Genomic DNA, 21,606 nt, shown 5'->3' with positions numbered 1-21,606 from the left:
TGGCGTTAATGTGAGGATGGGTGGCGAATCTACCCAATCAACGGGTTTTGCGCTTTGCGATTACGGCTTGGCGCAGGTGGCGTATCTCGGACAGTTTTTTGCGCATTTCGCGGTGGCGTTTGCTATTGAGCAGCAGTAAACCCAACAGCGGGAAATAGCGCGCGAGAAAACCGTTTATCGAAGGCGGCTCCTTCACATGCGACTACTCGATCTGACGGTTGATTTGACCGCCTGCCGAATGCGACGGATTCCCACGAGTTTCGTGCGCATCTCTCGTTGAACCTTGCTGTTAAGTGTCAATAATCCGAGCAATGGGAATAACAGCGCCAACCCATAAAGGACTTTGTGGGGCTGGAATTGAACCATCGGAACTACAAACAGTAGACAGGCGACATAGATACCGACCATTACCCACACCCAGGAGGGTCGGCCCCGCAAAATCATAAAGTTGCTATGGACCGTCAACAGAATGAGCAGCGCCCCGGCAGACATGATCTTGAGCCCCACTTGAGCCATCGGCGCATCACGAAAATAGGTGATGAACGCCAGCGCCACAGCCAACGCCAAAGAAAAACACGCAGCAAATACGCCGCCCATAAACGTCAGAAAGTACTGTCTGAAAAAGTCGCGTAGCGTCATCAATTCGCTCATTCGCTTACCTCCTCGTACAGTCCAATCGCGATGGTGTTGACGTTTCCGGAGTAGGCGCTCCCGCCAAACCCAACGCTTGCGCCCAGGACGTCTTTGATCTGGGTAGTGGTGCTGTGCTTGAGCTGCGTAGGGGTGAAACGCTTGGTGAGTTCGCCCGACGCCTGCCTCAATTTGATCATCTTCGCGGTCAAGCTGGGATGGTTGATGCTCAGCAGCTCTTTCGTCAGCTTGGCTCTTTCCTGGCGATTCAAACCGCGAAGCACATCACGCAGGCTCTTGCCCGTCGATGCTTTGGCGGCCCTGACCAGCTTGACCGTCGTCAGGGCCGAAGCGCCCACGCCTACCAGTGATACGGCGTCCAGCACGATGGACGCATTCTGGTACCAGCCTTCACTGTCGAGCGAATCCTTGACCTCAGGTTTGGCGACTTCCAGCGCTGTTCGGGCAATGCCGTTGAAACACTGAAGCGTACTTGCGCCGGCAGCCGCATACCCCACTACAACGATGACGGAACTGGCGCCAGCGCTGAAAGGCACCAGAATTGTTCCACTGGCGATCGCAGCCCAACTGATGACCGCCCCCAAGCAGGAGATTCCGGTATTCACGGCTTCGCCAATCAGTCGCGATTCTCGAGGATTGCTCACGACATGTTGAGCAAACTGTGTTGGCGCAATGTACTTCTGCGCTTCACGCAAAATGATGCGCTTGGGCTTGATGCTGCAGATGGGCTTGAATTCGCGCAGGGTAATGACATTGAAGTCAGCGTCGATATACACCACCCCCGCGCCGACGATGCTGGGGTCGGCGTCGATGGCCACGAACAGCCGTGGCAGGTTGATCTGGCTTTCGATGCGCTGGCGCGCCATGAACTGGGAGCGGTTGGAGTCCATGCCGATGCCGGCCAGGGGGTTGCCCATGGGGTGTTCTTCCTTGAAGGGGTGGAGACTGGACTGACGCTATCGGGGGCAAGCCCCCGATGGCAATTTAATGGGCGCCACCTTAACAAACAGACTCCCCACCGCCTAGAAAGCAAAACGCCAGCACAAGGCTGGCGTTTGCATTTTCAAGCGACGATCAACGCGGCACGACCGGCTTGCGGGCCGGCTTGCCGCCCTTGCCCTTGGCCGCATCGCTGCGTTCCTTGGCCGCCTGCTTGTTACGCGCCTGGGCCGCCGCCTTGGCTTGCTCACGCTTGTCCCACGGGTTGCTGCCGTCACTGCCACGGGGCGGCAAGCCGGTGTGCTGGGTGAGGATCCTGGTGGTGGTTTCCTTGGCGACCTTGTGGCTGCCGGCCGGCGTCGAGTTCTTGCGACGGGCGCTCTGGTAGCTGTCGGTGCTCGGCTGGTGCAGCGGGATCAGTTGGTCCTTGCCCGGCCCGATCAGGTCGGCACGGCCCATGCGGGTCAACGCTTCACGCAGCATCGGCCAGCCCTTCGGGTCGTGATAGCGCAGGAACGCCTTGTGCAGGCGGCGCTGCTCCTCGCTCTTGACGATGGTCACCGCGTCGCTCTTGTAGGTGACCTTGCGCAGCGGGTTCTTGCCCGAGTGGTACATCGCGGTGGCGGTGGCCATCGGCGACGGGTAGAACGCCTGCACCTGGTCGGCGCGGAAGCCGTTGCCCTTGAGCCACAGGGCCAGGTTCATCATGTCTTCATCGGTGGTGCCCGGGTGAGCCGCGATGAAGTAAGGGATCAGGTACTGCTCCTTGCCCGCTTCCTTGGTGTACTTCTCGAACATGCGCTTGAACTTGTCATAGCTGCCAATGCCCGGCTTCATCATCTGGTTGAGCGGACCTTCCTCGGTGTGTTCCGGGGCGATCTTGAGGTAGCCACCGACGTGGTGGGTGACCAGCTCCTTGACGTATTCCGGCGACTCGACCGCGAGGTCGTAGCGCAGGCCGGAAGCGATCAGGATCTTCTTCACACCCGGCAATGCACGGGCGCTTCGATACAGCTGGATCAACGACGAGTGGTCGGTGTTCAGGTTCGGGCAGATACCGGGGAACACGCACGACGGCTTGCGGCACGCGGATTCGATTTCCGGGCTCTTGCAGGCAATGCGGTACATGTTCGCAGTCGGGCCGCCGAGGTCGGAGATCACACCGGTGAAGCCCGGCACCTTGTCGCGGATCTCTTCGATTTCGCGAATGATCGACTCTTCGGAACGGTTCTGGATGATCCGCCCTTCGTGCTCGGTGATCGAGCAGAAAGTGCAGCCGCCGAAGCAGCCACGCATGATGTTCACCGAGAAACGGATCATGTCGTAGGCCGGGATCTTCTCCTTGCCGTACGCCGGGTGCGGGACACGGGCGTACGGCATGCCGAACACGTAGTCCATTTCTTCGGTGGTCATCGGAATGGGCGGCGGGTTGAACCACACGTCCACTTCGCCGTGCTTCTGCACCAGGGCGCGGGCGTTGCCTGGGTTGGTTTCCAGGTGCAGCACGCGGTTGGCGTGGGCATAGAGCACGGCGTCGCCACGGACTTTTTCCACCGAGGGCAGGCGGATCACGGTCTTGTCGCGGGTCATGCGCGGGCTGGCCAGGATCTGCACGACCTTGGCTTCTTCCGGATCATCGACCGGCCCCTTTTCCTGCTCGATGGCGCAGGCCTGGGTGTCCTGGGTGTTGACGTACGGGTTGATGATCTTGTCGACCTTGCCCGGGCGATCGATACGCGTGGAATCCACTTCGTACCAGCCGGCTGGGGTATCGCGACGGATGAACGCGGTGCCGCGCACATCGGTAATGTCTTCGATCTTGTGGCCCCACGACAGGCGCTGGGCGACTTCGACGATAGCCCGCTCGGCGTTGCCGTACAGCAGGATATCGGCGGTGGCGTCGATCAGGATCGAGTTGCGCACGCGGTCCTGCCAGTAGTCGTAGTGGGCGATGCGGCGCAGGGATGCTTCGATGCCGCCGAGTACGATCGGCACGTTCTTGTAGGCTTCCTTGCAACGCTGGCTGTACACCAGGCTGGCGCGGTCCGGGCGTTTGCCGGCCATGCCGCCTGGGGTGTAGGCGTCGTCGGAACGGATTTTCTTGTCGGCGGTGTAGCGGTTGATCATCGAGTCCATGTTGCCGGCCGCGACGCCGAAGAACAGGTTCGGCTCGCCCAGTTTCATGAAGTCGTCTTTGGACTGCCAGTTCGGCTGCGCAATGATCCCGACGCGGAAGCCCTGGGACTCCAGCAGCCGGCCGATGATGGCCATGCCGAACGACGGGTGGTCCACGTAGGCATCACCGGTGACGATGATGATGTCGCACGAATCCCAGCCAAGCTGATCCATCTCCTCCCTGCTCATCGGCAGGAATGGCGCAGGGCCGAAACATTCGGCCCAGTACTTGGGATAGTCAAATAACGGCTTGGCTGTTTGCATGACGGTGACCGGTGTTGAGATGAAAAATCGCGGGCGCGGAATATAGCACAAATTTTGACCAATTCCGACGGTAATGGTCGGAATTGAGCAGACGGGTTATTCGTCGTCGTCGAAGTTGTAGCTGCCCGGCGCCAGGTTCTCGAAGCGCGTGTATTTACCGATGAACGCCAGGCGGATAAAGCCGATCGGGCCGTTACGCTGCTTGCCGATAATGATCTCGGCAATGCCTTTGTGCTCGGTCTCGGGGTGATACACCTCGTCGCGGTACACGAACATGATCACGTCGGCATCCTGCTCGATCGCTCCGGATTCCCGCAAGTCGGAGTTCACCGGGCGCTTGTTGGGGCGTTGTTCCAGGGAACGGTTGAGCTGGGACAGTGCCACCACCGGGCAGTTGAATTCCTTGGCCAGGGCCTTGAGTGACCGGGAGATTTCGGAAATTTCGTTGGTCCGGTTATCGCCGCTGGAACCCGGGATCTGCATCAACTGCAGGTAGTCGATCATGATCAGGGCGATGTCGCCGTGCTCACGCACCAGGCGGCGGGTACGTGCACGCATCTCGGACGGGCTGATACCGGCGGTGTCATCGATAAACAGCTTGCGGTCGTTGAGCAGGTTGACCGCCGAGGTCAGGCGCGGCCAGTCGTCGTCTTCCAGGCGACCGGCACGCACCTTGGTCTGGTCGATACGGCCGAGGGACGACAGCATACGCATGATCAGCGATTCGCCTGGCATCTCGAGAGAGTACACCAGTACGGTCTTGTCGCTGCGCAACACGGCGTTTTCCACCAGGTTCATCGCAAAGGTGGTCTTACCCATGGATGGACGACCGGCGACGATGATCAGGTCGGACGGCTGCAGGCCGCTGGTCTTCTCGTCGAGGTCGGTGTAGCCGGTGGAAATACCGGTGATGGCGTTGTCGGTGTTGAACAAGGTGTCGATGCGGTCGATGGCCTTGGTCAACAGGTCATTGACGCTGACCGGGCCGCCGGTTTTCGGGCGCGCTTCGGCGATCTGGAAGATCTGGCGCTCGGCTTCGTCAAGGATTTCGGCGGCGGTGCGACCTTCGGGGTTGAAGGCGCTGTCGGCGATTTCGGTGCTGATGCCGATCAACTGGCGCAGGGTGGCGCGCTCGCGAACGATCTGGGCATAGGCCTTGATGTTGGCGACGGACGGCGTGTTTTTTGCCAGTTCACCCAGGTAGCCCAGGCCACCGACCTGGGAGGTCTGGCCTTCCTTGTCCAACTGCTCGGCCAGGGTCACCACGTCGATTGGGGAGTTCTGGTCGGCCAGCTTGGCGATGGCACGGAAGATCAGGCGGTGGTCATGACGATAGAAATCGCCGTCCGAGACTTGATCCAGCACGCGTTCCCAGGCGTTGTTGTCCAGCATCAGGCCACCGAGCACGGCCTGTTCGGCCTCGATGGAATGCGGCGGCACCTTCAGGGCAGCGGTTTGCAGATCGTATTGCTCAGGAGCTGAAATATCGTTCATGGCCACTTGGAATTAGGGGATTGTAGAAAAACAAAAGGCACGACCTGTAAACAGGATCGTGCCCGATGTTAACTGCCCGACACACGAGGTGCCAGTCAGTTAGGTGCGACTTAAGCTGCTACCACGACAACGCGTACGGTGGCTTCAACTTCGGCGTGCAGGTGCACGGCTACGTCGAATTCGCCTACGTTGCGGATGGTGCCGTTCGGCAGACGAACTTCGCTCTTCTGCACTTCAACGCCAGAGGCGGTCAGTGCATCAGCGATGTCGTGGGTGCCGATCGAACCGAACAGCTTGCCTTCGTCACCGGCGGTGGCAGTGATAGTCACTTCCAGCTCAGCCAGTTGGGCAGCGCGAGTTTCAGCCGAAGCTTTCTTGTCTGCTGCTGCTTTTTCCAGCTCAGCGCGACGCTCTTCAAACGCAGCCAGATTGGCAGCGGTTGCAGCGGTGGCTTTGCCGTATGGCAGCAGGTAGTTACGACCGTAGCCGGCCTTAACGTTCACTTTGTCGCCCAGGTTGCCCAGGTTGGCGACTTTTTCCAGAAGGATCAGTTGCATGTGAAAATCCTCTAACTTTTAACCTTCACCGTTCGCGTTATCGGCGTCTTTCGGCGCAGAACGTCCGCGAAAATCAATCAGGCTGTCGACAATGGCCAAGACCACGAGTAACGGACCGATCAAGTGCATGAGCGGCAGGACGGTGACGTAGATCCCCACCAGCCAGAAACTGGCCAGTCTTTTCTGCGCGACAAGCCCGTGAATCAGGGACAAGCCAGCGAAGAACAGCGGCACACCGCACAACGGCAACAGGATCAAGGTGTGCCACCCGATAAACGGGGCAACGCACATGACGGCCAGCAGTGACAGCGCAACGCGCTTGGGGATCCGGATTGCGCGAAACTCGCTTCCGAAACCGCCGGGGTTATACAACAACGCCTGCCAATAGCGCCCAAGAATCAGGCACAACACACTAAAGACCTGCACCGAAACCGCTGTCGAAATGATCAACATCGGAACTGCCAGTGAAGCGAGTGCTGCTTTCTGGTCTGCCGAGAACTTCTCGTAAGACTCACCCATCACCAGCGGCAAGACGTGTTGAAACGTCTGCGCCAACGACTCGATGAAGGAACCGAAGACGGTCCCCAGGCTCACCGCACACAACAACCCCACGGCCGTGCTGACCAGCAGCACGCGATTCCAGGAATGCCCGGCGCGCAAAACCAACGCCAGACTGCAACTCCCCAACAGCACCAGAAGCGCTGTCGGGTCTTGCAGGAAATGCCAGCTCACCAACACTGACAACAACCCCAGACCCAGGACGCTCAAGGCGTCCGAACCGCGCCGCAGGAGCACAAGGCAACCCGCGGCGGCACCCAACCAGAACAACAACGGCAACACTGCACATCCAGCCACTACCAGAGTGGCCTGCACACGACCGCGCATGATGAACTCAGCTAAGGCGCGCATGCATTCAATCCCTTACTACTTGTCGACTGCCCGGTCTCAGCGGCCGTGGCTGTCGGTGTAGGCCAGCAGGGCCAGGAAGCGGGCGCGCTTGATAGCGGTAGCCAGCTGACGCTGATAACGTGCTTTGGTACCGGTGATACGGCTTGGAACGATTTTGCCGGTCTCGGATACGTAGGCTTTCAGAGTGTTGAGATCTTTGTAGTCGATCTCCTTCACTTCTTCAGCGGTGAAGCGGCAAAACTTACGACGACGGAAGAAACGTGCCATTTGATAGGCTCCTTAATAAGGTCCGTGGATTACTCGTCAGCGTTATCGCTGCTGTCGCTGTCATCACTATCAGCGCTATCAGCGCCTTCGTGCTCAGGACGGTCGCGACGCTCACGGCGCTCACTGCGGTTTTCTTCAGCCTTGAGCATCTCGGATTGGCCGGTAACGGCTTCTTCGCGACGGATGACCAGGTTACGGATCACTGCATCGTTGTAGCGGAAGTTGTCTTCCAGCTCGGCCAGGGCCTTGCCGGTGCACTCAACGTTCAGCATCACGTAGTGAGCCTTGTGAACATTGTTGATTGCGTAGGCCAGTTGACGACGACCCCAATCTTCCAGACGGTGGATTTTGCCGCCGTCTTCTTCGATCAGCTTGGTGTAACGCTCAACCATGCCGCCGACTTGCTCGCTTTGATCCGGGTGGACCAAAAAGATGATTTCGTAATGACGCATGAATGCTCCTTACGGGTTGTAGCCTGCCGCTCAAAAACGGTCAGACAAGGAGTGAATGACACTTATGGATCTTGCCGCAGGGAGGCACATCGGTGCCTGCCAGGAAGGCAAGGGGCGCAATAGTAGAGGAGCAGGGGGGAAGCTGCAAGCTACAAGCTACAAGTGGTCAACCACCGTGCTTTTAACTTGCAGCTTGAAGCTTACGACTTGCGCGAAGCGACTGGTTTCTTAGCCCCACGCTGACGCTGGGCCTCAAACAGGCACACGCCGGTCGCAACCGACACGTTCAGGCTGCTGACGCTACCGGCCATCGGCAGGTGCACCAGGTAATCGCAATGTTCACGGGTCAGGCGACGCATGCCCTTGCCTTCGGCCCCCATGATCAGGATGGTCGGGCCGGTGAGGTCCTGGTCATAAATGCTGACCTCGGCCTCTCCCGCCGTGCCCACGACCCACAGGCCGCGCTGCTGGAGTTTCTCCAGGGTGCGCGCCAGGTTGGTCACGGCCACCAGCGGAATCACTTCCGCCGCGCCACAGGCGACTTTACGCACCACCGGCGTCAAGGTAGCCGACTTGTCCTTAGGCACAATCACCGCCAGCGCACCCGCAGCATCGGCCGAGCGCAGGCACGCGCCGAGGTTGTGCGGGTCGGTCACGCCGTCCAGCACCAGCAGCAGCGGTGCACCTTCGGTACGGTCGAGCAGCTCATCGAGCATCGCTTCGCCCCAGACCTGGCTCGGACTGACGTCCGCCACCACACCCTGGTGGACGCCTTCGACCCACACGTCCATTTCACGACGCTCGGCCTGGCCGATGGCGACTTTGTTTTGGGTGGCCAACTCGACCAACGCCTGTACGCGCGGCTCGCTGCGACCTTCGGCCAGCCAGACTTGCTTGACGCGCTTAGGGTGGTGACGCAGCAGTGCTTCTACGGCGTGGACGCCGTAGATTTTTTCCAGACTCATGACTTGGCCTTAGGTTTGCGCGACCCGCCGCTTTTCGCGGGGGCCGAACCCGCTTTTGGCGGGCCTTTACGGTGTTTACTTGGCTTGCTCGACGGCTTTTCCGCCCCCTGGGACTTTCCCCCAGACGCCGCTTTACCACCGCTTTTGGCTTCGTTGAGCAACTGCTGCTTCAACTCACGGCTCTTGCGCAGTTCGGCGTTTTTCGCCGCCGCGTCGCTTGGGCGGTAGGCCTCGGGTGCTTTGTCCTTGGCTGCTGGACGGCGCCCGGCCTTGGCCGGAGCAGGCTCTGCAACTGCCGCTTTGGCGGGAGCGCCTTTGCCTTTGCTTGCAGGCGCGGTCGTCTCGCTGCCACGCTTTTTACGGCCCGGCGCTTCGGCGGGCTTGTCAGGCATGCCAAAGTCGATCTTGCGCTCGTCGAGATCGACGCGCATGACCTGCACTTCCACGGTATCGCCCAAACGGAAACTGCGACCGGTACGCTCACCCGCCAGGCGGTGGTGCACAGGGTCGAAGTGGTAGTAGTCACCCGGCAAGGCGGTGACGTGCACCAGGCCTTCGACGTAGATGTCGGTCAGCTCGACGAACAGGCCAAAGCCGGTCACGGCGGTGATCACACCTGGGAACGACTCGCCCACGCGGTCCTTCATGAACTCGCACTTGAGCCAGTTCACCACATCGCGGGTGGCTTCGTCGGCGCGGCGCTCGCTCATGGAGCACTGCTCGCCCAACTGTTCCAGGGCCGCTTCGTCGTACGGATAGATCCGCGCCTTCGGAATGGTCATGGCACCGGCGCGCTTGACGTGCGGGGTGTTCTGCTTGGAATGGATCACGCTGCGGATTGCGCGGTGCGTGAGCAAGTCCGGATAACGGCGAATCGGCGAGGTGAAGTGGGTATACGCCTCGTAATTCAGGCCGAAGTGGCCCTGGTTATCGGCGCTGTACACGGCCTGGCTCAGGGAGCGCAGCATCACGGTCTGGATCACGTGGTAATCCGGACGGTCCTTGATGCTGGCCAGCAGTGCCTGGTAGTCCTTCGGCGTCGGGCCGTCCTTGCCTTTGTGCAGGGACAGGCCCAGCTCGCCGAGGAACGCGCGCAGTTTTTCCAGGCGCTCCGGTGGCGGGCCATCGTGTACACGGTAGAGCGCAGGGATTTCGTGCTTTTTCAGGAATTCAGCGGTGGCCACGTTGGCCGCCAGCATGCATTCCTCGATCAGCTTGTGCGCATCGTTACGGGTGGTCGGGGTGATCGCGGCGATCTTGCGCTCGGAACCGAAGACAATCCGGGTTTCCTGGGTTTCAAAATCGATCGCGCCACGCACATGACGGGCACCCAGCAACACTTTGTACAACGCGTACAGCTGCTTGAGGTGCGGCACCACATGCCCGTACTCGCCACGCAACGCCTTGGCTTCGCTGGTTTTCGGCTGTTCCAGGATGGTGCTGACCTTGTTGTAGGTCAGGCGCGCCTGGGAGTGGATCACCGCTTCATAGAACTGGTAATCAGTCATTTCGCCGGTTTTCGAGATAGTCATCTCGCAAACCATGGCCAAACGGTCGACTTTCGGGTTCAGGGAGCACAGGCCGTTGGACAGTTGCTCAGGCAGCATCGGGATCACGCGCTCAGGGAAATACACGGAGTTGCCGCGTACCTGGGCCTCGTTATCCAGGGCCGAACCGATCTTCACATAGCTGGAAACGTCGGCAATCGCGACGAACAACTTCCAGCCGCCGGAGAACAGGCGCAGCTTGCCGGGCTTGGCTTCGCAGTAGACCGCATCGTCGAAGTCGCGGGCATCTTCACCGTCAATGGTGACGAACGGCAGATGGCGCAGGTCGATGCGTTTTTCCTTGTCCTTTTCTTCGACTTCCGGCTTGAGCTTGGCGGCTTCCTTGAGCACAGCCTCAGGCCAGACGTGAGGAATATCGTAGGTACGCAGCGCGACGTCGATTTCCATGCCCGGCGCCATGTAGTTGCCGACCACTTCTACAATATCGCCCTGGGGCTGGAAGCGCGCAGTCGGCCAGTGGGTGATTTTCACCTCGACGAACTGGCCGACCTTGGCAGCGCCATTGCGGCCCGGGGTGATCAGCACTTCCTGCTGGACCTTCGGGTTATCCGGCACAACAAAGCCGATACCGCCTTCTTCGAAGTAGCGGCCGACGATGGACTCGTGGGCACGGGACACCACTTCGACGATCACGCCTTCACGGCGACCACGACGGTCCAGTCCGGAAACCCGCGCCAGGGCACGGTCGCCATCGAACACCAGGCGCATTTGCGCCGGGCTCATGAACAGGTCATCACTGCCGTCATCCGGGATCAGGAAGCCGAAACCGTCACGGTGGCCGGCAATGCGGCCGAGGATCAGGTCGAGCTTATCCACGGGTGCATAGGTGCCACGGCGGGTGTAGATCAGTTGAGCATCGCGCTCCATGGCACGCAGGCGGCGGCGCAGGGCTTCGAGCTGGTCTTCGGTGGTCAGACCGAACTCTTCGACCAACTGCTCACGGCTAGCAGGCGAACCCCGATCGGCGAGGTGCGCCAGGATCAGTTCGCGGCTAGGAATAGGGTTTTCATATTTTTCCGCTTCACGAGCGGCCTCGGGATCGAGGGACTGCCAATCGGCCATTAGAGATTTTTCACCTTGTCTATATGCGGGTTAGTTTGGCATACGCGTATTGAAACGGGAAATTTCAGGCATCAACAAGCGTTTAAAAGCCTTTTACAGCCCTCGCCGCGCACCTTGCACGACCATTGGCGAAATTTTCCAGGTTTTTTTCATAGCAGGGGTTTACAGCTAAAAAACCGCTCCGTATAGTGCGCGCCATCGACGACGGCAACGTTGTTGATGTTGCCCAGGTGGTGAAATTGGTAGACACGCCAGCTTCAGGTGCTGGTGATCGCAAGGTCGTGGAAGTTCGAGTCTTCTCCTGGGCACCAAATTCAGATCAAACCCGCGAAAGCGGGTTTTTTCGTTTCAGGCTTCTGATTTTTAACGAGAAAATCGATTTATATTTTTCGAATCAGGGGTTTACAGATTAAAAAGCCCGCCGTATAGTTCGCCCCATCAACAGCGGCAACGTTGCTTGATAATGCCCAGGTGGTGAAATTGGTAGACACGCCAGCTTCAGGTGCTGGTGATCGCAAGGTCGTGGAAGTTCGAGTCTTCTCCTGGGCACCAAATTCAGATCAAACCCGCGAAAGCGGGTTTTTTCGTTTCCGGGGTTTGAAAACCTCCACCAGCAATTTCCCTCCTTCGGCGCACTTGAGAAGTTTTATCGTTTATCCTTGCAACGATTTGTTGCACTCAAGTGAGGAAAACCCCGGATGATGATCCGCGATACCCGTCTCAAGACATCCCTTCTGCGTGGCCTGACCATCACTCTGCTCGGCCTGACCCTACTCTCCCCCGCCGCCTATTCCGCCGACAAGGTCTCCCTGACCCTGTACAACGGCCAACACAAAGAAGTCGGCGATGAACTCGCCAAGGCCTTCGAAGCCAGGACCGGTATTCACGTCAACGTACGCAAGGGCAGCAGCAACCAACTGGCCAGCCAAGTCGTGGAGGAAGGCGACCGCTCCCCTGCCGACGTGATCTACACCGAGGAATCGCCGCCACTGAACAAACTTGGCGAGCAAAGCCTGCTGGCCAAGATCGATGCAGGCACGCTCGACGTCCTGCCCAAGGATTACGTGGGCCGTAACGGCGACTGGATGGGCGTGACCGCACGCACCCGCGTCGTAGCCTTCAACCCCAAACTGATTGCCGAGAAAGACCTGCCCAAGTCGGTATTGGATTTCGCCGGCCCCGAGTGGCAAGGCAAGGTCGGTTTCGTACCTACCAGCGGCGCCTTCCAGGAACAGGCCGTGGCGATCATCAAGCTGCACGGCCGTGAAGCCGCCGAAGAATGGCTGACCGGCCTGCGTGCCTTCGGCAAGGTGTACAGCAACAACATGGTCGCCCTGAAGGCCGTGGAAAACGGCGAAGTAGCCACCGTTCTGGTGAACAACTACTACTGGTTTGCCCTGAAGAAAGAAAAAACCAACCTCGACTCCCAACTGCACTACTTCACCGATGGTGATGCCGGCGGCCTGATCACCGTGTCTTCGGCGGCCGCGCTGAAGTCCAGCAAGCATCCCAAAGAAGCCCAGCAACTGCTGGCGTTCATGGCCAGCGAAGAAGGCCAGCGCGTGATTACCACTACCTCGGCCGAGTACCCGCTGCGCAAAGGCATGGAATCCAACCGCGGCCTCAAGCCTTTCAGCGAACTGCAGCCGCCGAAAGTCACGCCTGCCGACCTCGGCAACGCAGAAGAAGCCCTGGACCTGGAACGTGAGGTTGGCTTGAACTGATGAACCCATCGCTACCCACCCCCGCCCTGCGCGGGGGGTTCAGCCCACGCCGCAAGCGCCCTTCGATCTGGCTACTGCTCCCCGTCCTGCTACTGGTTGGCCTGAGCCTGCTGCCACTGGTGTACGTCGGTCTGAAGGCCTGGCAGGCGGGCTGGGCGCAGGCGGTACATCTGCTCTGGCGGCCCTATGTGTTCGGGCTGCTGCGCAACACCCTGGCGCTGATGGTCGGCGTGACGCTGGCGTGCGGCGTGATCGGCCTGTCCCTGGCCTGGCTGCTGGAACGCAGCAATCTGCCGGGACGCCGCCTCTGGGGCGTAGTCCTGTGCCTGCCGTTCGCGGTGCCGGCGTTTGTCAGCAGCTTCACCTGGGTATCCCTGAGCGCCCACTTCGAAGGGCTCGGCGGCGCGATTCTGGTGATGACCCTGTCCAAATACCCGCTGGTGTTTTTGCCAGTGGCCGCAACCTTGCGCAACCTGGACCCTTCCCTTGAAGAATCGGCCCGCACCCTGGGGCAGAATCGCTGGGGCGTATTCCTGCGCATCACCCTGCCCTTGCTGTGGCCGTCGCTGCTGGCTGGGGCACTGCTGATTGCCCTGCATATGCTGGTCGAGTTCGGCGCGCTGTCGATCATCGGCCTGCAAACCTTCACCACCGCGATCTACCAGCAATTCGAACTGGAGTTCAGCAATGCCAATGCCGCGATGCTTTCGGCGGTATTGCTGGTGATGTGCCTGACCCTGCTGTGGCTGGAACTGCGCGTGCGCGGCAAGGGCCGGCACGTGCGCATCGGCCAGGGCGCGGCGCGGCATGGGGAGCAGGTGCGACTGGGCAAGTGGGCGCCACTGGGCCAGGTGTATTGCCTTACGCTGGCGATCATCGGCAGCGGCATCCCCTTGGGCATGCTCGGCTATTGGCTGGCGGTAGGTTCATCGGCGGCATTTCCAATGGCCGAGATTGGTGAGGCATTGCTGTCCTCCCTGATGCTGTCGCTGGGTGGCGCGGCGCTGTGCCTGGCGCTGGCGGTACCGCTGGGGCTGCTGGTGGTGCGCTACAAGGGCCGACTGGCAATCTGGGCCGAGCGCCTGCCGTACCTGCTGCACGCCCTGCCCGGCCTGGTGATTGCGTTGACACTGGTGTATTTCGCCCTGCATTACGTGCCGGCGCTGTACCAGACGTCGGCGTTGCTGCTGATCGCCTATGGGTTGTTGTTTCTTCCATTGGCCCAGGCGCCGATCCGTACGGCCTTGAACAAGGCGGCGCCGCAGCTGGAAGAGGCTGCGCGCACGCTGGGGGCATCGTCGTTCAGTGCGTTTTGCCGAGTGACGCTGCCGATTATTTTTCCGGCATTGGGTGCGGCATTTGCGCTGGTGTTCCTGGACGCCATGAAGGAATTGACGGCGACGCTGCTGCTCAGCCCCACCGGGCTGAATACCTTGGCGACTGCCGTGTGGGCGCACACCTCGAATGTGGAGTTTGCGGCGGCGGCGCCTTATGCAGCGTTGTTGATAGTGGTGTCGGGGTTGCCGGTCTATCTGCTGACAACTCGGATGTACTTGAGCCGCTGAGATCGCTATCGGGGGCAAGCCCCCGATGAGGCCAGAACGGACGACGCTAAGCCCGGAACTGCCCCAGACTCGCCTTCAACTGCGCCGCCAACCCATCCAGCACCTTGCCACTGGCGGTAGTCTCCACCACCGCCTGCGCCGCACGCTCGGCCTGGGCATGGATCACCTCGACACGGCCTCGTACCGCATGGGCGCCCTGGGCCTGGTGCTCGGCGGCGCGGGTAGCCAGGCCAATCGCTGCATGCACCTGCTCCACCGAGGCCTGCACCGTCTGCTGCAAGCGCACGCTGTCGCGCAGCACCAGCAAACCTTCGTTGGCCTGGCGCCCGGCCTTGCCGATGGTTTCCACCGCCTCCCGCGCGCCCTGCTGCAACGCGACGATATGGGCCTGGATATCGCCGGTAGAGCTTTGGGTCTTGCTGGCCAACGCACGCACTTCGTCCGCCACCACCGCAAAGCCCCGCCCGGTCTCGCCCGCACGCGCGGCTTCAATGGCCGCGTTGAGCGCCAACAGGTTGGTCTGCTCGGCGATACCATGGATGACCGTCAGCACCACTTCGATCTGCTCGCTTTGCTGGGCCAGGCGCTCGATAACCTGGGACCCGGCCTGGACCTGCCCCGCCAACGCCTCGATCAAACTGCCGACTTCGGCCGACGTGCGCGAGTTCTCGTCCGTCGCCTGACGAATATCCACCACCTGCTGCAACGCCGCCTGCATGGCGTGGCTTTCGGCCTGGGCCTCGTCGGCCATTTGCGACAGTGCGCGCAAACTCTCCGCCACCTCATCACGCTGCAAGCCAGCGGCCGCATCGGCGCCGGCATTGCGCAAGGTCATGGCGCCGATTTCCACGCCGGTACGCTGGGCCACATCGCCCGCCTCGCGCACGATGGGTTGCAACTTATCCACAAAGCGATTGACCGCCGAGGCCATGTCGCCGATTTCGTCCTTGCTGTTGATCTGCACGCGCTTGGTGAGGTCGCCCTCGCCTGCTGCCAGGTCATCCATGGCCGCGATAAGCAGTTTCAGGCGATTGACCACACGGCGGCCGAGAACCACGGCGATCAGCAGCAATACGCCGAAACCGACCACCGCCAGCCCCATGCCGATGCGCCAACGCAAGGTGCCGGCAGCCTCCTGCACGGCGTCGGTGGTGTTGACGGTCATCTGGGTCGCAGTGGCTTGTGCCGACTGCAGGCGAGCGCCCATGGCCGCCGCGCTATCCGCCGCGGCACCTTTGAGGCTGTCGCCGACCAACTGATCACCGCTGGCTATCAGTGCGGCAAAACGCTTGTCCAGCGCTTGCAGATCGGCCTCGACCGACGCGGTCGACACCCCCATGAGCACCTTGCCAATCTCCACGCCGTTAGGGCTGATGGACGCCTCGACGTAGAACACCGAAGGATCGTTCTTCGCGGCGTTCAGGACTTTGTCCAGGGCGCGATCGCCCTGGCCTTTTTCCAGCAACGCCTTGTTGATCGGATTTTCGCGATTCAGATAACGAGTCAGGTGCTCACCCGCCGCGTCGTCATAAACCACGAACAGCACGTTGGGATTGCGCTGGGCGCGTCGGGCAAACTCGGACAGCGTTGGCACATCGCTGTCCCACATGGCGCGGGGCGCCACCGAGGCCAGCAGTTGCGCCATATCGTTGGCGGAGTCTTGCAGGTCTTTTTCCAGGGTCGCACGCAACTGTTTCTGCTCTGCCTGCAGGCGCTCGGAAAGCCCGGCGGTCAGGCGCTGACGGGTACTGGTGGACAAGCTGTCCAGGCTCGACGTGACTTCCTTGCCGGCCTGGGCCAGTTCACCGGACAGCTTCTGGCTGTCGACGCCCAGGCGACTGCCCAAATCGGCCTCCAGCGCCGTGACCGTGCTCCGGGTGAGAGCGACCGCCACCAGCACTTGCACCAAAAGAGCGATACCTAGGGTAACGAACACCGGCCGCAACAGACGGCTTTGTAACAATGAGAGAACGGCAGACATCGGGAATCCCTCCACCACGGGTGCCACTAATTTGATAGCACCGCGAAAGAGAGAAACACAGCAAGGGTCGTGCCGCTTGGCATGCAGATACGACAAAGGGCTCCCGAAGGAGCCCTTTGCTTTTTACATCAATAGCTTATTAAGCGAACGGGTGACGCAGAACGATGGTCTCGTTGCGATCCGGGCCCGTCGAAATAATGTCAATCGGCGCACCGATCAGCTCTTCAACGCGCTTGATGTAGGCACGGGCATTGGCTGGCAACTCTTCCAGGGTCTTGGCACCCACGGTCGATTCGCTCCAGCCCGGCACTTCTTCGTACACAGGCTGCAGGCCCACGTAGCTGTCGGCGTCAACCGGGGCAACGTCCTTGCCTTCGGCATCTTTGTAGCCGACGCAGATGTTGATGGTTTCCAGACCGTCGAGTACATCCAGCTTGGTGAAGCAGATGCCCGAGATGCTGTTCACATCGATCGCGCGACGCAGGATAACGGCGTCGAACCAGCCACAGCGACGAGCACGGCCGGTGGTCGCGCCGAATTCGTGACCTTGCTTGGCCAGGTGCGCACCGACTTCGTCGAACAGTTCAGTCGGGAACGGGCCCGAACCCACACGGGTGGTGTAGGCCTTGGTGATGCCGAGGATGTAGTCCAGGAACATAGGACCAACGCCCGAACCGGTAGCGACGCCGCCAGCAGTGGTGTTGGAGCTGGTCACGTACGGGTAGGTACCGTGGTCGATGTCCAGCAACGAACCCTGGGCGCCTTCGAACATGATGTCCTTGCCGGCGCGACGCAGGTCGTGCAGCTCGGCGGTCACATCCAGCATCAGCGGCTTGAGCAGCTCAGCGTATTCCTTGCACTCGGCCAGGGTCTTGTCGAATTCGATGGCGGGCTCTTTGTAGTAACCCACCAGCATGAAGTTGTGGTAATCCACCAGTTCACGCAGCTTGTCTTCAAAGCGCGGCATGTTGAGCAGGTCGCCCACACGCAGGCCACGACGCGCGACCTTGTCTTCGTAGGCCGGGCCGATGCCGCGACCGGTGGTGCCGATCTTCAGCTCGCCACGGGCCTTTTCACGGGCCTGGTCCAGCGCAACGTGGAAGGACAGGATCAGCGGGCAGGACGGGCTGATACGCAGGCGCTCGCGCACCGGTACGCCTTTCTCTTCCAGCTTGGTGATCTCGCGCAGCAGGGCATCCGGTGCAACCACGACGCCGTTACCGATCAGGCACTGCACGCCTTCGCGCAGGACACCCGACGGGATCAGGTGCAAGACGGTTTTTTCGCCGTCGATGACCAGGGTGTGGCCAGCGTTGTGACCGCCTTGGTAGCGCACTACGGCGGCAGCATGTTCGGTCAGCAGATCAACGATCTTGCCTTTGCCCTCATCACCCCATTGGGTGCCCAGGACTACGACATTCTTACCCATAACACTTGTCCTCATTCGCGCAAACTTGGTGCCGGCGATGGCCGGCAGGAAAACTCAAGAAGCCAGTGGCGATACTTGCCAAAGCCCGTTCTGCAGAATCAATTGCCGGTCGCAGTCCGCTTCACGGGCGGCGGCCAATGGCTGCCCAGGCAATGCCTGGACAACACGCTGACCCTCACTGCGCAACTGGCAAACCTGCTGCCAGAGTGCTGCGTCCGTACTGTCGGGCATCCAGATGCCGCCAGACGGCAGCTCGACCTCAGCACGCCCCAGGGTCACCAGGGTTTTCAAATCGGTGGAAAAGCCGGTGGCCGGACGCGCACGACCGAAGTCGGCGCCGATGTCGTCGTAACGTCCACCTTGGGCGATGGCCTGACCAACACCCGGTACAAACACCGCGAACACCACACCGGTGTGGTAGTGGTAACCGCGCAACTCGCCCAGATCAAAATACAGCGGCAACTGCGGGAACCGCGCCGACAACCGCTCAGCAATCGCCAGCACGTCATCCAGTGCAGCCAATACCGGCGCCGGCGCCTTGGCCAGGCGTTCACGTGCAGCCACCAGCACTTCACGGCCACCACACAGGTTGACCAGTGCACGCAGCATCTCGGCCAGATCCGCAGGCACGCCAGCGGTCAAGGCGATGACTTCATCGATCGCCTTGCGCTGCAGGGCATCGAACAGCTGTTGCTCGGCCTCACCGGACAAACCGGCCGCACGGGCCAGGCCACGGTAGATCCCCACGTGACCGAGGTCCATGTGGACATCTGGTACATCAGCCAGTTGCAGCATGGCCAGCATCAGGCTGATCACTTCAACGTCGCTGCTCGGGCTGGCATCACCGTACAACTCCGCGCCCAACTGGATCGGGCTGCGGGAAGACGACAAGGCACGCGGTTGAGCATGCAGCACGCTGCCGGCGTAGCACAGGCGGCTCGGGCCTTCGCGGCGCAGGGTGTGTGCATCGATGCGCGCCACTTGCGGCGTGATGTCGGCACGGAACCCCATTTGCCGGCCCGATTGCGGGTCGATGACCTTGAAGGTGCGCAGATCCAGGTCCTGGCCCGCGCCGGTCAGCAGGGATTCCAGGTACTCGATATGGGGGGTCACGACAAACTCGTAACCCCAGCTCTGGAACAGATCCAACACCTGGCGACGCGCTACTTCAATGCGCGCAGCTTCTGGTGGCAGTACTTCTTCGATGCCATCTGGCAGCAGCCAGCGGTCTACCGTTGCCATTACGCCATTCCCCTATGATCCGGGCGGCCAGCCCTCGGCCGAGCCTTGAGTGAAGCAGAAAATACCCGCCCCCTGCATAAACCACGCGCAAGAGCGACGTGACGAACGACCTGTTAACGGCCTCGTCGGGCACTTTCCTCGAAAAACCTGTCACGCCTGCCGAATCAAACATGCAGACGCAAAAAAGCCGGGAATTTCCCGGCTGCCGCATCATACACCCGTTTTCTGAAAGGATCACCCCGCCAGGCGTTTTAGCCGCCCGACGGAGTGCGCCCTACAAAATCACGGGCTGGTTACTTGGACTTTTCCAGGTAGCGGAAGAAGTCGCTGCTTGGGTCCAGCACCATGACGTCGGTTTTGTTCGCGAAGCTTTCACGGTAGGCACGCAGGCTACGGTAGAACGCGTAGAACTCCTGGTCCTGTCCGTAAGCCTTGGCGTAGATCGCCGCGGCTTGAGCATCACCATCACCACGGGCCTCTTCAGACTCGCGATAGGCTTCTGCCAGCAGTACACGGCGCTGACGGTCGGCATCCGCACGGATACCTTCAGCCAGCTCGTTACCCTTGGCACGGTGCTCACGGGCCTCACGCTCACGCTCGGTGCTCATGCGCTCGAACACGCTGCGGTTCACTTCCTTCGGCAAATCGATGGCCTTGACCCGAACATCGACAACTTCGATGCCCAGCTCTTTTTCCGCCATCGTGTTCAACGAACGGGTGATATCCGCCATCAGCGCATCACGTTCACCGGACACCACCTCGTGCAGGGTGCGCTTACCAAACTGGTCACGCAGGCCCGATTCCAGACGACGCGACAAACGCTCGTCGGCAATCTGCTTGAGGCCGGAGGTCGCAGTGTAGAAGCGCTCGGCGTCCTTGACGCGCCACTTGGCGTAGGCGTCAACCATCACGGCTTTCTTTTCCAGGGTCAGGAAGCGCTGTGTCGGTGCATCCAGGGTCATCAGGCGGGCGTCGAACTTGCGCACCTGGTTGACGTAAGGGACTTTCACATGCAGGCCCGGCTGGACATCCGCCTGGACCACGCGACCGAATTGCAGCAGCACCGCTCGCTCGGTCTGAGCCACGATGTAGAAGCAGTTCCAGGCAGCGATGACCACGACGACGCCCACAATCAGGGCGGTCAGCGATTTATTGCTCATCAACGACTCTCCCTGGTACGTGTTTGCTGTTGCAGCAAGTCAGCGGCCGCACGGGCGCTCGCTTCATTGGCAGCGGCATTGGAACCGGTGGACGGTGCACTGGAGCTGCTGCGACCACCTTCGATCATCTTGTCCAGCGGCAGGTACAGCAGGTTGTTCTGCCCACCCTTGCTGCCGGTCACGAGGACCTTGCTGGTATTGCTGAAGACTTCCTGCATGGTGTCCAGGTACAGACGCTCACGCGTCACTTCAGGCGCCTTGCGATACTCGGCGACCAGCTTGGTAAAGCGATCCGCTTCACCCTTGGCACGGGAGACCACTTCGTCACGGTAACCATTGGCATCCTCAAGGATACGCTGGGCCTGGCCACGGGCTTCCGGCACGACGCCGTTGGCGTAGGTTTCAGCCTGGTTGCGCGAACGCTGTTCGTCTTCACGGGCGCGGATCACGTCGTCGAACGCTTCCTGCACTTCACGCGGTGCCGCTGCGCTCTGTACGTTCACCTGGGTGACGGTGATACCGGTGCGATAGGTATCGAGGAACCGTTGCAGGCGCTCCTTGATTTCGCTGGCCATCAGTTCACGGCCTTCGGTCAGCACCTGGTCCATGGCGGTGGAACCCACCACGTGGCGCAGGGCGCTTTCGGTTGCGTGTTGCAGGCTGATTTCCGGCTGATCGACATTCAGCACGAAGTCCTGCAGGTTGCTGATCTTGTACTGCACGGTCAGCGGCACTTCGACGATATTCTCGTCTTCGGTCAGCATCTGGCCCTGCTTGGTGTAGGCACGCTCACGCGTGACGTTCTCCATGTACTTCTTGTCGATCGGCGGGAAATAGATATTCAGGCCAGGACCGACAGTCTCGTAGTACTTGCCGAAGCGCAGCACCACGGCTTGCTCCTGCTCGTCCACGACGTATACGGCGCTGTACAGCCATACGGCCGCCAGCACGACAAGACCCAGGACCAGCAGGCCGTAGCCGCCGCCCTTGCTGGTGCGACCACCTTCATCACCACCCCGTTTTTTTCCACCACCGAACAACCCATTCAGGCTTTCCTGCAGCTTTCGGAAGGCCTCGTCGAGATCTGGTGGCCCCTTGCGGTCGCCATTATTGCGGCGCTTACCACCCCAAGGATCCTGATTATTCGAGTTGCCACCCGGCTCATTCCAAGCCATAGCGCTCTCCATCTGATAAAGCAAAGA

Annotated in this window: 17 protein-coding genes and 2 tRNA genes; 4 read left to right on the top strand and 15 right to left on the bottom strand. The window is 60.6% G+C overall.

Annotated features, from left to right (window positions below):
* Positions 1–192 precede the first annotated feature (192 nt).
* From F6S08_RS03455 to rnr, 10 genes are all read right to left on the bottom strand, one after another.
* Positions 193–651: a hypothetical protein gene (locus F6S08_RS03455; protein WP_024073094.1), complete on the bottom strand. Its 459-nt coding sequence runs from the start codon at positions 649–651 to the stop codon at positions 193–195.
* The gene (locus tag F6S08_RS03450) at positions 648–1,568 is read right to left on the bottom strand and encodes an NAD synthetase (RefSeq protein ID WP_315871284.1); all 921 of its coding nucleotides are present in this window, start codon (positions 1,566–1,568) and stop codon (positions 648–650) included. The genes F6S08_RS03455 and F6S08_RS03450 overlap by 4 nt, the downstream gene beginning before the upstream one ends.
* Before the next feature lie 157 nt (positions 1,569–1,725).
* Positions 1,726–4,029, bottom strand: coding sequence for a YgiQ family radical SAM protein (locus F6S08_RS03445; RefSeq protein WP_027607690.1), 2,304 nt, complete (start codon positions 4,027–4,029; stop codon positions 1,726–1,728).
* Between the two features lie 96 nt (positions 4,030–4,125).
* The gene (gene dnaB, locus F6S08_RS03440) at positions 4,126–5,523 is read right to left on the bottom strand and encodes a replicative DNA helicase (protein WP_017526410.1); all 1,398 of its coding nucleotides are present in this window, start codon (positions 5,521–5,523) and stop codon (positions 4,126–4,128) included.
* A gap of 110 nt (positions 5,524–5,633) precedes the next feature.
* A complete protein-coding gene (rplI, locus tag F6S08_RS03435) occupies positions 5,634–6,080 on the bottom strand; it encodes a 50S ribosomal protein L9 (RefSeq protein ID WP_003171376.1) in 447 nt (148 codons plus the stop codon).
* Positions 6,081–6,098: 18 nt separating this feature from the next.
* A complete protein-coding gene (locus tag F6S08_RS03430; RefSeq protein WP_065925619.1) occupies positions 6,099–6,989 on the bottom strand; it encodes a hypothetical protein in 891 nt (296 codons plus the stop codon).
* Between the two features lie 36 nt (positions 6,990–7,025).
* A complete protein-coding gene (gene rpsR, locus F6S08_RS03425) occupies positions 7,026–7,256 on the bottom strand; it encodes a 30S ribosomal protein S18 (protein WP_003171373.1) in 231 nt (76 codons plus the stop codon).
* A 29-nt stretch (positions 7,257–7,285) separates the two neighbouring features.
* Positions 7,286–7,708 carry a 30S ribosomal protein S6 gene (rpsF, locus tag F6S08_RS03420; protein WP_003171371.1) on the bottom strand — a complete coding sequence of 141 codons (423 nt, stop codon included), beginning with the start codon at positions 7,706–7,708 and terminating at the stop codon, positions 7,286–7,288.
* 200 nt (positions 7,709–7,908) lie between these two features.
* Positions 7,909–8,673: a 23S rRNA (guanosine(2251)-2'-O)-methyltransferase RlmB gene (rlmB, locus tag F6S08_RS03415; protein ID WP_315871283.1), complete on the bottom strand. Its 765-nt coding sequence runs from the start codon at positions 8,671–8,673 to the stop codon at positions 7,909–7,911.
* Positions 8,670–11,303: a ribonuclease R gene (rnr, locus tag F6S08_RS03410; RefSeq protein ID WP_065947127.1), complete on the bottom strand. Its 2,634-nt coding sequence runs from the start codon at positions 11,301–11,303 to the stop codon at positions 8,670–8,672. Before rnr ends, rlmB begins: the two co-directional genes overlap by 4 nt.
* A 224-nt stretch (positions 11,304–11,527) precedes the next feature.
* Between rnr and F6S08_RS03405 the strand changes: the two genes are divergently transcribed.
* The 4 genes from F6S08_RS03405 (at position 11,528) to F6S08_RS03390 (ending at position 14,592) form a co-directional block, all read left to right on the top strand.
* Positions 11,528–11,614: transfer RNA gene (locus tag F6S08_RS03405), tRNA-Leu, on the top strand.
* Positions 11,615–11,768: 154 nt separating this feature from the next.
* A tRNA-Leu gene (locus tag F6S08_RS03400) sits at positions 11,769–11,855 on the top strand.
* A gap of 146 nt (positions 11,856–12,001) precedes the next feature.
* Positions 12,002–13,027 carry an iron ABC transporter substrate-binding protein gene (locus tag F6S08_RS03395; RefSeq protein ID WP_315871282.1) on the top strand — a complete coding sequence of 342 codons (1,026 nt, stop codon included), beginning with the start codon at positions 12,002–12,004 and terminating at the stop codon, positions 13,025–13,027.
* Positions 13,027–14,592 carry an ABC transporter permease gene (locus tag F6S08_RS03390; RefSeq protein WP_065947126.1) on the top strand — a complete coding sequence of 522 codons (1,566 nt, stop codon included), beginning with the start codon at positions 13,027–13,029 and terminating at the stop codon, positions 14,590–14,592. The genes F6S08_RS03395 and F6S08_RS03390 overlap by 1 nt, the downstream gene beginning before the upstream one ends.
* Before the next feature lie 46 nt (positions 14,593–14,638).
* Here the strand turns inward: F6S08_RS03390 and F6S08_RS03385 are convergent, their stop codons facing one another.
* The 5 genes from F6S08_RS03385 to hflK all read right to left on the bottom strand — a co-directional run bounded on the left by F6S08_RS03385 (position 14,639) and on the right by hflK (position 21,579).
* Complete coding sequence (locus F6S08_RS03385) at positions 14,639–16,573, bottom strand: methyl-accepting chemotaxis protein (protein ID WP_065925623.1); 1,935 nt, start codon at positions 16,571–16,573, stop codon at positions 14,639–14,641.
* A 139-nt stretch (positions 16,574–16,712) separates the two neighbouring features.
* Positions 16,713–18,002, bottom strand: a complete 1,290-nt coding sequence (locus F6S08_RS03380; protein WP_027604896.1) for an adenylosuccinate synthase — start codon at positions 18,000–18,002, stop codon at positions 16,713–16,715.
* Between the two features lie 54 nt (positions 18,003–18,056).
* A complete protein-coding gene (locus F6S08_RS03375) occupies positions 18,057–19,244 on the bottom strand; it encodes an ATP phosphoribosyltransferase regulatory subunit (RefSeq protein WP_065940876.1) in 1,188 nt (395 codons plus the stop codon).
* Between the two features lie 293 nt (positions 19,245–19,537).
* Positions 19,538–20,404, bottom strand: coding sequence for a protease modulator HflC (hflC, locus tag F6S08_RS03370; protein ID WP_010213607.1), 867 nt, complete (start codon positions 20,402–20,404; stop codon positions 19,538–19,540).
* Complete coding sequence (gene hflK / locus F6S08_RS03365; RefSeq protein ID WP_315871281.1) at positions 20,404–21,579, bottom strand: FtsH protease activity modulator HflK; 1,176 nt, start codon at positions 21,577–21,579, stop codon at positions 20,404–20,406. Before hflK ends, hflC begins: the two co-directional genes overlap by 1 nt.
* Between the last annotated feature and the right edge of the window lie 27 nt (positions 21,580–21,606).

Source organism: Pseudomonas sp. JV449 (assembly GCF_032424295.1).
Lineage (GTDB): Bacteria > Pseudomonadota > Gammaproteobacteria > Pseudomonadales > Pseudomonadaceae > Aquipseudomonas > Aquipseudomonas marginalis.
This window is presented reverse-complemented; position numbering and strand designations above follow the sequence as displayed.

Excerpts from the sequence above, each read along its gene's own strand:
- F6S08_RS03455 (WP_024073094.1), bottom strand. The coding sequence starts at position 651 with ATGAGCGAATTGATGACGCTACGCGACTTTTTCAGACAGTACTTTCTG.
- F6S08_RS03450 (WP_315871284.1), bottom strand. The coding sequence starts at position 1,568 with ATGGGCAACCCCCTGGCCGGCATCGGCATGGACTCCAACCGCTCCCAG.
- F6S08_RS03445 (WP_027607690.1), bottom strand. The coding sequence starts at position 4,029 with ATGCAAACAGCCAAGCCGTTATTTGACTATCCCAAGTACTGGGCCGAA.
- dnaB (WP_017526410.1), bottom strand. The coding sequence starts at position 5,523 with ATGAACGATATTTCAGCTCCTGAGCAATACGATCTGCAAACCGCTGCC.
- rplI (WP_003171376.1), bottom strand. The coding sequence starts at position 6,080 with ATGCAACTGATCCTTCTGGAAAAAGTCGCCAACCTGGGCAACCTGGGC.
- F6S08_RS03430 (WP_065925619.1), bottom strand. The coding sequence starts at position 6,989 with ATGCGCGCCTTAGCTGAGTTCATCATGCGCGGTCGTGTGCAGGCCACT.
- rpsR (WP_003171373.1), bottom strand. The coding sequence starts at position 7,256 with ATGGCACGTTTCTTCCGTCGTCGTAAGTTTTGCCGCTTCACCGCTGAA.
- rpsF (WP_003171371.1), bottom strand. The coding sequence starts at position 7,708 with ATGCGTCATTACGAAATCATCTTTTTGGTCCACCCGGATCAAAGCGAG.
- rlmB (WP_315871283.1), bottom strand. The coding sequence starts at position 8,673 with ATGAGTCTGGAAAAAATCTACGGCGTCCACGCCGTAGAAGCACTGCTG.
- rnr (WP_065947127.1), bottom strand. The coding sequence starts at position 11,303 with ATGGCCGATTGGCAGTCCCTCGATCCCGAGGCCGCTCGTGAAGCGGAA.
- F6S08_RS03395 (WP_315871282.1), top strand. The coding sequence starts at position 12,002 with ATGATGATCCGCGATACCCGTCTCAAGACATCCCTTCTGCGTGGCCTG.
- F6S08_RS03390 (WP_065947126.1), top strand. The coding sequence starts at position 13,027 with ATGAACCCATCGCTACCCACCCCCGCCCTGCGCGGGGGGTTCAGCCCA.
- F6S08_RS03385 (WP_065925623.1), bottom strand. The coding sequence starts at position 16,573 with ATGTCTGCCGTTCTCTCATTGTTACAAAGCCGTCTGTTGCGGCCGGTG.
- F6S08_RS03380 (WP_027604896.1), bottom strand. The coding sequence starts at position 18,002 with ATGGGTAAGAATGTCGTAGTCCTGGGCACCCAATGGGGTGATGAGGGC.
- F6S08_RS03375 (WP_065940876.1), bottom strand. The coding sequence starts at position 19,244 with ATGGCAACGGTAGACCGCTGGCTGCTGCCAGATGGCATCGAAGAAGTA.
- hflC (WP_010213607.1), bottom strand. The coding sequence starts at position 20,404 with ATGAGCAATAAATCGCTGACCGCCCTGATTGTGGGCGTCGTCGTGGTC.
- hflK (WP_315871281.1), bottom strand. The coding sequence starts at position 21,579 with ATGGCTTGGAATGAGCCGGGTGGCAACTCGAATAATCAGGATCCTTGG.